This window comes from Streptomyces sp. (genome assembly GCF_035563135.1).
Lineage (GTDB): Bacteria > Actinomycetota > Actinomycetes > Streptomycetales > Streptomycetaceae > Streptomyces.
In genome coordinates, this window is sequence record NZ_DATMVN010000812.1 from 1 (window position 1) to 13,054 (window position 13,054).

Genomic DNA, 13,054 nt, shown 5'->3' on the forward strand with positions numbered 1-13,054 from the left:
GTCAACTCGCAGTCCGGCAAGGGCGGAATCGCCTACGTCCTGAAGAACGACCACAAGCTGGACCTGCCGCGCCGGATGCAGATCGAATTCTCCCGGATCATTCAGGCCAAGACCGATGCCGAGGGCGGCGAGGTCACGCCGGCCCAGATCTGGTCGGCCTTCCGGGACGAGTACCTGCCGAGCCCCGAGAACGCCTGGGGGCGCGTACAGATCCGCTCCGGCCAGACGACCACCGGCACCGACGGCCAGGACACCATCACCGTCGAGGCCACCGTCGACGGCACGGACACGGTGCTGACCGGCACGGGCAACGGCCCGATCTCGGCGTTCTTCGAAGCGCTGCAGGCCATCGGCATCGACGCCCGCCTGCTGGACTACACCGAGCACACGATGAGCGAGGGTGCGAGCGCCCAGGCCGCCTCCTACATCGAGTGCGCGATCGACGGCAAGGTGCTGTGGGGCATCGGTATCGACGCCAACACCACGCGCGCCTCGCTGAAGGCGGTCGTCTCCGCGGTCAACCGCGCGTCCCGCTGACGCCGTAGCCCGGCATTCCGGACGAACGTCCGATACGCCGCCGGATCCCGTGGTCCAGGAGCCCCGTTCACCCGTCGAGGGTGGACGGGGTTCGGCCATATCCGGGGTTCGGGCGCCCAGGATACTGACGTCACCTCACAGATGTGGCTAACATCACGTCCGACGCGGCAGTGTTGCCGTGGTGTTACGGAGGTGTGCGACGTGCGGACAGCCAAAGGACAACGCGCCATGCGCATGCGCATCTACGGCATCCGCACCGCCTGGGACACCGTCGGCGACGGAGAGTTCTTCTGCCCGCGCTGCGGGGGTGACCGCAACTACCGGCGGCTCACGGGCCGCCACCGCCTCACCGTCCTCGGCCTGCCGCTGCTGAACCGGGGCAGCGCCGGGCCCGTCGTCGAATGTGCCGCCTGCGGGACGCACTGCGCGCCCGATGCCCTCGACCACCCCACCACCACCCGCTTCTCGGCGATGCTGCGGGAGGCCGTGCACACCGTCACGCTCGCCGTGCTCGCCGCGGGCGGCACCACCTCCCGTACGGTCCTGGAGACCGCCGCGGCCACCGTCCGCGACGCCGGGCTCGACGACTGCTCCCAGGAACAGCTCTTCACCGTCGTCGAGGTGCTCGCCGCCGACACCGGGCCCGGTGACGGGACCGACCTCGCGGCCGAGGCCTGCGGCGTCGCCCTCGCCATCGAGCTCCACGAGGTCCTGAAGCCGCTCGCGCCGCACCTGGCCGTGCCCGGCCGGGAGACGCTCCTGCTGCGGGGCGCCAGGATCGCGCTCGCCGACGGCCCGTACACCCAGGCGGAGCGCCACGTGCTGACGACGGTGGGCAGCGCGCTCCAGCTCTGCCCCGCGGACACCGCGAAGCTGCTGGAGGCGGCGCGCACGCCCTCGTAGACCCTTGCCGGGCCTCCCGGTGCCCCGGTGGGCGACAATGGGCGCATGAGCTTGTTCCGGGACGACGGCGTCGTGCTGCGTACGCAGAAGCTGGGCGAGGCCGACCGGATCATCACGATCCTGACCCGCGGCCACGGGCGGGTGCGTGCCGTGGCGCGCGGCGTGCGCCGCACCAAGTCGAAGTTCGGGGCACGGCTGGAGCCCTTCTCCCATGTGGACGTGCAGTTCTTCGCCCGTGGCAGCGAGCTCATCGGCCGCGGGCTCCCCCTGTGCACCCAGAGCGAGACGATCGCCCCGTACGGCGGCGGCATCGTCTCCGACTACGCCCGCTACACAGCGGGCACCGCGATGCTGGAGACCGCCGAGCGGTTCACCGACCACGAGGGCGAGCCCGCGGTCCAGCAGTACCTGCTGCTCGTCGGCGGGCTCCGCACCCTCGCACGCGCCGAACACGCGCCGAATCTCATCCTGGACGCGTTCCTGCTGCGTTCCCTCGCCGTCAACGGCTACGCCCCCAGCTTCGACGACTGCGCCAAGTGCGGAATGCCCGGACCGAACCGGTTCTTCTCCGTCGCGGCGGGCGGCGTCATATGCGGCGACTGCCGGGTGCCCGGCAGCGTCGTACCCTCGGCGGAGGCCGTCGACCTGCTGAGCGCGCTGCTCACCGGTGACTGGGAGACGGCGGACGCGTCCGAGGCGCGTCATGTCAGGGAGGGGAGCGGGCTCGTGTCCGCCTATCTGCACTGGCATCTGGAGCGCGGCCTGCGCTCGCTGCGGTACGTGGAGAAATGACACAGGGAGACGAGAGAAGCCCATGGCAGTACGCGGGATGCTCGGCGGCCGTAACCGGCGTGAGTACAAGACCCCCGAGCCGCACCCCTCCGGTGCCACCCCGCCGGAGATCCCCGGCGAACTCGTGCCCAAGCACGTCGCCGTCGTGATGGACGGTAACGGCCGCTGGGCCAAGGAGCGGGGTCTTCCGCGCACCGAGGGCCACAAGGTCGGTGAGGGGGTCGTCATGGACGTCCTCAAGGGCTGCATCGAGATGGGCGTCAAGAACCTCTCGCTGTACGCGTTCTCCACGGAGAACTGGAAGCGCTCCCCGGACGAGGTGAAGTTCCTCATGAACTTCAACAGGGACGTCATCCGCCGCCGCCGCGACGAGATGGACGAGCTCGGCATCCGTATCCGCTGGGTCGGCCGCATGCCGAAGCTGTGGAAGTCCGTCGTCCAGGAGCTCCAGGTCGCGCAGGAGCAGACCAAGGACAACGACAGGATGACGCTGTACTTCTGCGTGAACTACGGCGGCAGGGCCGAGATCGCCGACGCGGCGCAGCGCATCGCGGAGGATGTCGCGGCCGGGAAGCTCGACCCCTCGAAGGTCAACGAGAAGACGTTCGCGAAGTACATCTACTACCCGGACATGCCGGACGTGGACCTCTTCGTGCGCCCCAGCGGGGAGCAGCGCACGTCCAACTACCTGATCTGGCAGAGCGCTTACGCCGAGATGGTCTTCCAGGACGTCCTGTGGCCGGACTTCGACCGCCGCGACCTGTGGAACGCCTGCCTGGAGTTCGCCCGGCGCGACCGGCGCTTCGGCGGCGCCGAGGACATCACCAAGGGCTGACACCGTGCGGAGGGGCCGCCCCGCCGCCGGGGCCCCTCCGGGGCGGCCGTCCTGTGTCCGGCGGGGTCAGTCCTTCGCGCCCGCGCCCGCGCACTCGGCGCAGGTGCCGAAGATCTCCACCGTATGGGCCACGTTCACATAGCCGTGCTGTGCGGCGACGGTCTCGGCCCACTGCTCCACGGCGGGACCCTCGACCTCGACGGCCTTGCCGCAGACACGGCAGACCAGGTGGTGATGGTGGTCACCGGTCGAGCAGCGCCGGTAGACGGCCTCGCCGTCGGTCGTGCGCAGGACGTCGACCTCGCCGGCGTCGGCCAGCGACTGGAGCGTGCGGTAGACCGTGGTCAGCCCGACCGAGTCGCCGCGGTGCTTGAGCACATCGTGCAGATCCTGGGCGCTGCGGAACTCGTCGACCTCGTCGAGCGCCGCGGCGACCGCCGCCCGCTGCCGGGTGGACCGGCCGCGCACCGGAGCCACGTTCGTGTCACTGATCGGCGCCGTCGCCACCGCTGCCTCCTCGTGTCGCCCGTACGTGTGTCGGGCCATTGTGCCAGCCCGTCCCGGCGTCACGGTCCCACCCGCACGTCGTCCGACGCCGGACGGGCCGTCGGCACGTCGAGGGTGCACCGGTCCGCCTCGCTCCCACGGGCCCGGGCGCGCCTGCGGGCCAACGGCGTGGCGAGCGCCGTCAGCAGGACGAAGGCGGCGATGGCCAGCAGCACGATCGTCGCGCCGGGCGGCACGTCCTGGTAGTACGAGGTCACGGTGCCGGCCAGGGTGACGGCCGTACCGATGACGACGGCCAGGACGAACGTCACCTTGAAGGACTTCGAGATCTGCTGCGCGGCGGCGACCGGCACCACCATCAGCGCGCTGACCAGCAGCAGGCCGACGACCCGCATCGCCACCGTGACGGTGACCGCCGCCGTCACGGCGACCAGCAGGTTGAGCGCGCGCACCGGCAGCCCGGTGACCCGGGCGAACTCCTCGTCCTGGCTGACCGCGAACAGCTGCCGCCGCAGCCCCACGGTGACCAGCACCACGAAGGCGGCCAGCACGACGATCGCGGTGATGTCCTCCTCGGAGACCGTCGACAGGGAGCCGAAGAGGAACGAGGTCAGGTTGGCGTTGGAGCCGGTGTCCGAGAGGTTGATCAGCATCACTCCACCCGCCATACCGCCGTAGAACAGCATGGCCAGGGCGATGTCGCCCCGGGTGCGCCCGTACCAGCGGATCAGTTCCATGACGACCGAACCGGCCACGGCGACGAGCGTCGCCATCCAGACGGGGTTGGTGGAGAGCAGGAAGCCGAGGCCGACGCCGGTCATCGCCACGTGCCCGATGCCGTCGCCCATCAGGGCCTGACGGCGCTGGACCAGGTAGATGCCGATGGCGGGGGCGGTGATCCCGACCAGGACGGCCGCGATCAGTGCCCGCTGCATGAAGGGGGGGTTCAGGAATTCCAGCATGATCAGCTCAGCAGTCCCGTCCGGACGGGCTCGGAGGCCGCGTGGGGGTGTACGTGGTCGTGGCCGGGCAGGGCGTGCTGGCCCACGGCCTCGGGGGGCGGCCCGTCGTGCATGACGCAGCCGTCGCGCAGGACGATCGCCCGGTCGATCAGGGGTTCCAGGGCGCCGAGCTCGTGCAGGACGAGCAGCACCGTCGCCCCGCCGGCGACCTGCTCGCGCAGCGTCGTGGCGAGGATCTCCTGGCTGGCCAGGTCGACGCCGGCCATCGGCTCGTCCATGATCAGCACCTCGGGCTCGGAGGCGAGCGCACGGGCGATCAGGACCCGCTGGTGCTGGCCGCCGGAGAGGGCGTTCACGGAGTCCCCGGCGCGGTCGGTGAGGCCGACGAGCTCGATGGCCCGGTCCACGGCCGCCCGGTCCGCCCGGCCCGGCAGCCTGAGCTTCGTACGCGACAGGCGCCCGGAGGCGACGACCTCGCGGATCGTGGCGGGGACGCCGCCGGCGGCCGTGGTGCGCTGCGGTACGTATCCCACGCGGGCCCACCGGCGGAAGCGCCGCAGCGGCGTGCCGAACAGCTCGACGGTCCCGTCGGTGAGCGGCACCTGGCCGATGACGGAGCGTACGGCGGTGGACTTGCCGGATCCGTTGGCGCCGAGCAGCGCCACGACCTCGCCGCGGTGGACGGTGAGGTCCACGCCGCGCAGCACGGGGCGCGCGCCGAGGATCGCCGTGGCTCCGCGCAAGCTGATCACGGGTTCTGGCGTACTGGGCTCGGGCATGATCGCCTCCGGTGCTGCTGCGGGTGGTTCGGGTGCTGCGGGGCTCACTTCGCGCCGAGGGCCTTCTGCAGCGCGGTGAGGTTGGACTCCATGACCTCGATGTAGTCAGCGCCCGCGGACTTGTCCGTGATTCCCTCCAGCGGGTCCAGGACGTCGGTCTTCAGGTCGAGGTCCTTCGCCAGGGTCTTCGCGGTCCTGTCGCTGGCGAGCGTCTCGAAGAACACCGTGGTGGCCTTGCTCTTCCCGGCGACGGAGTGGATCTCGTCGATCCGGGCCGGGCTGGGCTCGGCCTCGGGGTCGATGCCGGCGATGCCCTGCTGGGTGAGGCCGTAGCGCTCGGCGAGGTACCCGAAGGCGGAGTGGGTGGTGATGAACGTCTTCGTCGCGGTGTTCTTCAGTCCGGCCTCGTAGGCCTTGTCCAGGCCGTTCAGCTTCTCGACCAGCGTATCGGTGTTCTTGCGGTAGTCCGCGGCGTGGTCGGGGTCGGCCTTCTCCAGGGACTTGCCGACGCCCTCGGCGACCTCGGCGTACTTCACCGGGTCGAGCCAGATGTGCGGGTCGGCACCCTCGTGGGTGTGCTCCTCGCCCTCGTGGGTGTGCTCGTCGGCGTGCTCCTCGCCCTCCTCGTGCGCGTGGCCGTCGACCTCCGCGCCGTGGTTCTCGAGTGTGGTGAGCTCCGCCGCGTCCACCGTGTTCTTCACCCCGGCCTGCGCCACGGCGTCGTCGACGGCCGGCTGTATGCCCTTGAGGTAGAGGAGGTAGTCGGCTTCGCCCAGCTCACCGATCTGCTGGGGGCTGAGCTCCAGGTCGTGCGGCTCCACGCCCGGCTTCGTCAGCGAGGTGACGGAGACGTGCGAGCCGCCTATCTCCTCGGCCAGGAACTGCATCGGGTAGAAGGACGCCACCACGTCCACCTTGCCGCCGCTCCCGCTCCCGCTCCCGCCCTCGGCCGCGTCGGAGGAGGAGCAGGCGGAGAGCGCGGTGAGACCGAGGACGACTGCTCCGGACACGGCGGCTGTGGGTATGAGGCGACGTATGTTCATGACAGTCATTTTCAACAAAAGTGGAAACGATTGTCAACAAGGCTGATGAGATGCCCGGATTCGCGCACAGTGACCGCGGTGCGGCCCACCGATTTGATCCAGGGGGTGCGCCCGCCGGTAATCTGAGGCATTCGCCCGCCCGGCGCTTCGCGCCGCCCCTGTCCAATTTCGCCGTCGTAATGAAGAGAGCACCGTGGCCGCCGACAAGATCGACACCATCGTCAGCCTGAGCAAGCGCCGTGGCTTCGTCTATCCCTGCAGTGAGATCTACGGCGGCCAGAAGGCCGCCTGGGACTACGGGCCGCTGGGCGTCGAGCTGAAGGAGAACCTCAAGCGCCAGTGGTGGCGCTACATGGTCACCTCCCGCGAGGACGTGGTCGGTCTCGACTCGTCGGTCATCCTGGCCCCCGATGTCTGGGTCGCCTCCGGCCACGTCGCCACGTTCTCCGACCCGCTCACCGAGTGCACCTCCTGTCACAAGCGCTACCGCGCCGACCATCTGGAGGAGGCGTACGAGGAGAAGCACGGCAAGGCGCCCGTGAACGGCCTGGCCGACCTCAACTGCCCCAACTGCGGCAACAAGGGCACCTTCACGGAGCCCAAGGCGTTCTCGGGGCTCCTCTCCACCCACCTCGGCCCCACCCAGGACACCGGCTCGGTCGCCTACCTGCGCCCCGAGACCGCGCAGGGCATCTTCACCAACTTCGGCCAGGTGCAGCAGACCTCGCGCAAGAAGCCGCCGTTCGGCATCGCGCAGATGGGCAAGTCCTTCCGGAACGAGATCACTCCGGGCAACTTCATCTTCCGCACGCGCGAGTTCGAGCAGATGGAGATGGAGTTCTTCGTCAAGCCGGGCGAGGACGAGCAGTGGCAGGAGTACTGGATGGAGCAGCGCTGGAACTGGTACACCGGCCTGGGCCTGCGCGAGGAGAACATGCGGTGGTTCGAGCACCCGCAGGAGAAGCTCTCCCACTACTCCAAGCGCACCGCTGACATCGAGTACCGCTTCCGCTTCGGCGGCAGCGAGTGGGGCGAGCTGGAGGGTGTCGCCAACCGCACCGACTACGACCTCAACGCGCACTCCAAGGCTTCCGGTGCGGACCTCTCCTACTTCGACCAGGAGAAGGGCGAGCGCTACACGCCGTACGTCATCGAGCCCGCGGCCGGTGTCGGCCGCTCGATGCTGGCCTTCCTCCTCGACGCCTACAACGAGGACGAGGCGCCCAACGCCAAGGGCGTCATGGAGAAGCGCGCCGTGATGCGCCTCGACCCGCGCCTGGCGCCGGTCAAGGTCGCGGTCCTGCCGCTGTCCCGCAACCCGCAGCTGTCGCCGAAGGCCAAGGGCCTCGCCGCCGACCTGCGACAGAACTGGAACATCGAGTTCGACGACGCGGGCGCCATCGGCCGCCGCTACCGCCGCCAGGACGAGATCGGTACGCCGTTCTGCGTCACCGTCGACTTCGACACCCTCGACGACAACGCGGTGACCGTGCGCGAGCGCGACACGATGAAGCAGGAGCGCGTCTCCCTGGACCAGATCCAGAGCTACCTCGGCTCCCGCCTGCTGGGCTGCTGACCGCTCCCCGCGCATCGCCCCGAAGCCCCCGGTTCCGCTCCACGGAGCCGGGGGCTTCGGGCACACTGGGCGCACCCGTCCACAGGGAGGCCAGGATGCCGTCCACGACCACGAGCAAGGTCAGCAGATGGGACCAGCACGGCCGTGAACACGTCGTCCACGTGACGAAGCCGGGGGCACGGCGTCAGCTGATCTGCGACACCTGCGGCTGGCGCAGAGCGGTGCAGTTCCTGCCCTGGCTGAAGGCCGAGGAGCACCTGACCGAGGCCCACCAGGCCACGGTCGACCCGACCGCCTGAGACCACCGCCTGGGGCCGCTGCCTGAACCGTCGCCGGGTGTGGCCGGGGCGTCGCCGGGGCGTGGCCGAAAAAAAGCGGATGAGGCACCCCTCCGGCCGGGGTACCTTTTCGGCATGTCTTCGTTCTTCCAGATCTACGAGTGAGCGCGCGACGGGCCCGGGAGCCCGTCGCCCATCGGATCGATACACGACACGTCATCCTCACTTCCGCAACTCAAGAATGGGAGAACCCCGTGGCCAAGAGCCGCAACAACCTCCTCGGTGTGGGCGGACAGCGCAAGAAGCTGTCCCGCGCCGAACAGCAGGGCGCGAACCCCGCGCGCAACGACGACCGCAAGGCCGCCGAGGACAAGAAGCAGGAGCTGGTGCGCAAGATGCGTGAGCGCGCCGCCGCCGCCGGGGCCGCACCGGCGCAGGACGCACCGGCCGAGAGCTGATCTCCTCGCACCACCCGTACGGGCATGGGCCCGGACCACCTCGGTGGTCCGGGCCCGTGCCCGTCCCCGCCCGTCCCCCTCACCGGTCTCCGCGCTGCCCCCCGCGTACGGGACAATGGGGCCATGACCACGCTCGCCCCCGCCCTCCCGCTGCTCCGCATCGGCCCGCACACCGTGCAGCCGCCGGTCGTGCTCGCCCCCATGGCAGGCATCACCAACGCACCCTTCCGCACCCTGTGCCGTGAGTTCTCGGGCGGCAAGGGGCTCTTCGTCAGCGAGATGATCACCACGCGGGCGCTGGTCGAGCGCAACGAGAAGACGATGCAGCTGATCCACTTCGACGCGTCGGAGACGCCGCGCTCGATCCAGCTGTACGGCGTCGACCCCGCGACCGTCGGCAAGGCCGTCCGCATGATCGCGGAGGAGGGCCTCGCCGACCACATCGACCTGAACTTCGGCTGTCCCGTCCCCAAGGTCACCCGCAAGGGCGGTGGCTCCGCCCTCCCGTACAAGCGGCCCCTCCTCCGCGCGATCCTCCGCCAGGCCGTGGCCGAGGCCGGTGACCTCCCGGTCACCATCAAGATGCGCAAGGGCATCGACGACGACCACACCACCTACCTCGACGCCGGCCGTATCGCCGTCGAGGAGGGCGTCACGGCTGTCGCCCTGCACGGCAGGACCACCGCCCAGCACTACGGAGGCACGGCCGACTGGGACGCCATCGCCCGCCTCAAGGAGCACGTCCCCGAGATCCCCGTCCTCGGCAACGGCGACATCTGGAGCGCCGACGACGCCCTGCGGATGATGCGCGAGACGGGCTGCGACGGGGTCGTCGTCGGCCGTGGCTGCCTGGGCCGCCCCTGGCTGTTCGGCGACCTGGTCGCCGCCTTCGAAGGCACGGGGACGAGGCAGGCGCCGGCCCTGCGCCAGGTCGCCGACGTCATGCTGCGCCACGCGACGCTGCTGGGGGAGTGGATCGGCGACGAGAGCCGTGGAGTGATCGACTTCCGCAAGCACGTGGCCTGGTACCTCAAGGGCTTCGCGGTCGGTTCGGACATGCGAAGGAAGCTCGCGGTCACCTCGTCGCTGGAGGAGCTGGGCGGCCAGCTGCAGGAGCTCGATCTGGACCAGTCCTGGCCGGAGGGTGCGGACGGTCCCCGTGGGCGCACCTCCGGGAACAACCGGGTGGCGCTGCCCGACGGATGGCTCAAGGACCCGTACGACTGCGCGGGGGTGAGCGCCGACGCGGAGCTGGACACCTCCGGCGGCTGAAGGGCCCCGGCCGGGGCACCGGGTGCCCGATGAAAGACACGCTCATCTGAGCGGGTTTTTTTGAATTTATGCCGTACCCCCCTCGCCGACGAGCGGCAGAGGTGTGGGCGCGATCTCATTTCGCGGCCCGCTCTTCACGATGCGTCAGGAATGTGTTGCTCTGAGGTGACACGGAGTGGTCCGGCCGACGTCCGGATGGTGACATCTGAGCGCACCTCGGGGCGTGATTCTCGCCACCCTTGAGGGGGGCCCGGCTCAGATGAGCGCTTCACGGGAGCCTGTACTTCTCAAATGGCGGCACTGGGTGCCAGGTGGGTTTACTTTGATCGATCAAAGCATCCGTCACTGTGAGCGCACGAAACGGCTTCACCCGCACACCCTTCGTGATGATGCCTTCAAGGAGTGAACGATCTTTCTTGCCGAGGGCCGCAGGCGCGTTACTTTCGATCTGCTGGCGGACGGGTGGTTGCGGCCTCATGACGCGCTTGTGGCCGTACCCAGACACCTTCGATCTGGGTATGTTCCTCGCCGTCAGGGCAGCCACCGCGTCCTCGAGGAGTCGAGACCCGTGTCGGAAAACAAAGATCCCCAGAAGTTCGTCTACGACTTCACCGAGGGCAACAAGGATCTGAAAGATCTTCTGGGCGGCAAGGGTGCCAACCTCGCCGAGATGACCAATCTCGGTCTGCCCGTTCCTCCGGGTTTCACGATCACCACCGAGGCCTGCAAGGTCTACCTCGACAGCGGTGACGAGCCGGCCGAGCTGCGCGACGAGGTCAGCGCCCACCTCGCCGCGCTGGAGGAGCGGATGGGCAAGGACCTCGGTCAGGCCGACGACCCGCTGCTGGTCTCCGTGCGGTCCGGTGCGAAGTTCTCGATGCCCGGCATGATGGACACGGTCCTCAACATCGGTCTGTCCGACGCCTCGGTCGTCGGCCTCGCCGCCCAGGCCGGGGACGAGCGCTTCGCCTGGGACTCGTACCGCCGGCTCATCCAGATGTTCGGCAAGACCGTCCTCGGGGTCGACGGCGACCTCTTCGAGGAGGCGCTGGAGGCCGCGAAGGAGGCCAAGGGCGTCACGGTCGACGTGGACCTCGACGCGGCCGACCTGAAGAAGCTGGTCGGGCAGTTCAAGGAGATCGTCACCCGGGACGCCGGGCGGGACTTCCCGCAGGACCCGCGCGAGCAGATGGACCTGGCCATAAAGGCGGTCTTCGACTCGTGGAACACCGACCGGGCCAAGCTCTACCGCCGCCAGGAGCGCATCCCCGGCGACCTCGGCACGGCCGTCAACATCTGTTCGATGGTCTTCGGCAACCTCGGCCCCGACTCCGGCACGGGCGTCGCCTTCACCCGTGACCCGGCCAGCGGCCACCAAGGCGTCTACGGCGACTACCTCCAGAACGCACAGGGCGAGGACGTCGTCGCGGGCATCCGCAACACGGTGCCGCTCGCCGAGCTGGAATCGATCGACAAGACGTCGTACGACCAGCTGATGAAGATCATGGAGACGCTGGAGACCCACTACAAGGATCTCTGCGACATCGAGTTCACCATCGAGCGCGGTCAGCTCTGGATGCTCCAGACCCGGGTCGGCAAGCGCACCGCCGGCGCCGCCTTCCGGATCGCCACCCAGCTCGTCGACCAGGGCCTCATCGACGAGGCCGAGGCGCTCCAGCGCGTCAACGGCGCCCAGCTCGCCCAGCTGATGTTCCCGCGCTTCGACGACAAGGCCACCACCGTGCTCCTGGGCCGCGGCATCGCCGCGTCCCCCGGTGCGGCCGTGGGCAAGGCCGTCTTCGACTCGTACACCGCCGTCAAGTGGTCGCGGTCGGGCGAGAAGGTCATCCTCATCCGCCGCGAGACCAACCCCGACGACCTCGACGGCATGATCGCCGCCGAGGGCATCCTGACCTCGCGCGGCGGCAAGACCTCGCACGCCGCCGTCGTCGCCCGGGGCATGGGCAAGACCTGTGTCTGCGGCGCCGAGGAGATCGAGGTCGACACCAAGCGCCGCCGGCTCATGGTCGGGGACACCGTCGTGGAGGAGGGCGACCTCGTCTCCGTCGACGGCTCCACCGGCAAGGTGTACCTCGGCGAGGTGCCCGTCGTGCCGTCCCCGGTCGTCGAGTACTTCGAGGGCCGCATGCACGCGGGCGCCGACGACGCCGACGAGCTCGTCGCCGCCGTGCACCGGATCATGGCGTACGCCGACCGGGTGCGCAGGCTGCGGGTGCGGGCGAACGCGGACAACGCCGAGGACGCCGCGCGGGCCCGCCGCTTCGGGGCCCAGGGCATCGGTCTGTGCCGCACCGAGCACATGTTCCTCGGTGAGCGCCGCGAGATGGTCGAGAAGCTGATCCTCGCCGACACCGACGCCGAGCGTGAGGCGGCGCTGGACGCCCTGCTGCCGCTCCAGAAGGCCGACTTCATCGAGCTCTTCGAGTCAATGGACGGGCTGCCCGTGACCGTCCGGCTGCTCGACCCGCCGCTGCACGAGTTCCTGCCCGACATCACGGAGCTCTCCGTACGGGTCGCGCTCGCCGAGTCCCGCAAGGACGCCAACGAGAACGACCTGCGCCTGCTGCAGGCCGTGCACAAGCTCCACGAGCAGAACCCGATGCTGGGGCTGCGCGGGGTCCGCCTGGGCCTGGTGATCCCCGGTCTGTTCGCGATGCAGGTCCGTGCGATCGCGGAAGCCGCCGCTCAGCGCAAGAACGCGAAGGGCGACCCGCGCGCCGAGATCATGATTCCGCTCGTCGGCACGGTCCAGGAGCTGGAGATCGTCCGCGAGGAGGCCGATCGCGTCATCGCGGAGGTCGAGGCGGCCACCGGCACCGAGCTGAGGCTGAGCATCGGGACGATGATCGAGCTGCCGCGTGCCGCGCTGACCGCCGGCCAGATCGCCGAGGCCGCGCAGTTCTTCTCCTTCGGCACCAACGACCTGACCCAGATGGGCTGGGGCTTCTCCCGCGACGACGTGGAGGGCGCGTTCTTCTGGCGCTACCTCGAGCTGGGCATCTTCGGCATCTCCCCGTTCGAGTCGATCGACCGGGACGGCGTGGGCCGGCTGGTGCGCATCGCGTCGGACGAGGGCCGGCAGACCCGCCCC

General features: G+C 69.6%; 13 protein-coding genes. 9 read left to right on the top strand and 4 right to left on the bottom strand.

Annotation, left to right across the window (positions count from 1 at the left end; translation table 11 throughout):
• The 4 genes from VN520_RS36100 to VN520_RS36115 all read left to right on the top strand — a co-directional run.
• Positions 1-537, top strand: a 537-nt coding sequence (locus VN520_RS36100; RefSeq protein WP_325751178.1) for an alpha-isopropylmalate synthase regulatory domain-containing protein, incomplete at its 5' end; no start/stop codon positions are given.
• Between the two features lie 228 nt (positions 538-765).
• The gene (locus VN520_RS36105; protein ID WP_325751179.1) at positions 766-1,440 is read left to right on the top strand and encodes a TerB family tellurite resistance protein; all 675 of its coding nucleotides are present in this window, start codon (positions 766-768) and stop codon (positions 1,438-1,440) included.
• A 45-nt stretch (positions 1,441-1,485) separates the two neighbouring features.
• Positions 1,486-2,232 carry a DNA repair protein RecO gene (recO, locus tag VN520_RS36110; protein WP_325751180.1) on the top strand — a complete coding sequence of 249 codons (747 nt, stop codon included), beginning with the start codon at positions 1,486-1,488 and terminating at the stop codon, positions 2,230-2,232.
• Positions 2,233-2,254: 22 nt separating this feature from the next.
• On the top strand, positions 2,255-3,067 hold the full coding sequence (locus VN520_RS36115) for an isoprenyl transferase (RefSeq protein WP_325751181.1): 813 nt from the start codon (positions 2,255-2,257) through the stop codon (positions 3,065-3,067).
• A 66-nt stretch (positions 3,068-3,133) separates the two neighbouring features.
• Here the strand turns inward: VN520_RS36115 and VN520_RS36120 are convergent, their stop codons facing one another.
• Genes VN520_RS36120 through VN520_RS36135 form a run of 4 tightly spaced genes read right to left on the bottom strand, consistent with a single transcriptional unit; the run spans position 3,134 to position 6,358 of the window.
• Positions 3,134-3,574, bottom strand: coding sequence for a transcriptional repressor (locus VN520_RS36120; protein WP_325751182.1), 441 nt, complete (start codon positions 3,572-3,574; stop codon positions 3,134-3,136).
• 59 nt (positions 3,575-3,633) lie between these two features.
• Positions 3,634-4,539 (bottom strand): metal ABC transporter permease, encoded by a 906-nt coding sequence (locus VN520_RS36125; RefSeq protein ID WP_325751189.1) that lies wholly within the window; start codon positions 4,537-4,539, stop codon positions 3,634-3,636.
• Entirely contained in the window at positions 4,539-5,315 is a 777-nt protein-coding gene (locus VN520_RS36130; RefSeq protein ID WP_325751190.1) for a metal ABC transporter ATP-binding protein, read from the bottom strand. Before VN520_RS36130 ends, VN520_RS36125 begins: the two co-directional genes overlap by 1 nt.
• 44 nt (positions 5,316-5,359) lie before the next feature.
• Positions 5,360-6,358 (bottom strand): metal ABC transporter substrate-binding protein, encoded by a 999-nt coding sequence (locus tag VN520_RS36135; RefSeq protein ID WP_325751183.1) that lies wholly within the window; start codon positions 6,356-6,358, stop codon positions 5,360-5,362.
• 193 nt (positions 6,359-6,551) lie between these two features.
• On the opposite strand from VN520_RS36135, the gene VN520_RS36140 reads away from it, so the two are divergent.
• The 5 genes from VN520_RS36140 to ppdK all read left to right on the top strand — a co-directional run.
• Positions 6,552-7,934: a glycine--tRNA ligase gene (locus VN520_RS36140; protein WP_325751184.1), complete on the top strand. Its 1,383-nt coding sequence runs from the start codon at positions 6,552-6,554 to the stop codon at positions 7,932-7,934.
• A gap of 95 nt (positions 7,935-8,029) precedes the next feature.
• Positions 8,030-8,233, top strand: a complete 204-nt coding sequence (locus tag VN520_RS36145) for a hypothetical protein (RefSeq protein WP_325751185.1) — start codon at positions 8,030-8,032, stop codon at positions 8,231-8,233.
• A 233-nt stretch (positions 8,234-8,466) separates the two neighbouring features.
• Positions 8,467-8,670: a DUF6243 family protein gene (locus VN520_RS36150; RefSeq protein ID WP_325751186.1), complete on the top strand. Its 204-nt coding sequence runs from the start codon at positions 8,467-8,469 to the stop codon at positions 8,668-8,670.
• A gap of 123 nt (positions 8,671-8,793) precedes the next feature.
• Complete coding sequence (gene dusB / locus VN520_RS36155) at positions 8,794-9,942, top strand: tRNA dihydrouridine synthase DusB (protein WP_325751187.1); 1,149 nt, start codon at positions 8,794-8,796, stop codon at positions 9,940-9,942.
• 568 nt (positions 9,943-10,510) lie between these two features.
• On the top strand, positions 10,511-13,054 hold a 2,544-nt coding region (gene ppdK, locus VN520_RS36160; protein ID WP_325751188.1), incomplete at its 3' end, for a pyruvate, phosphate dikinase.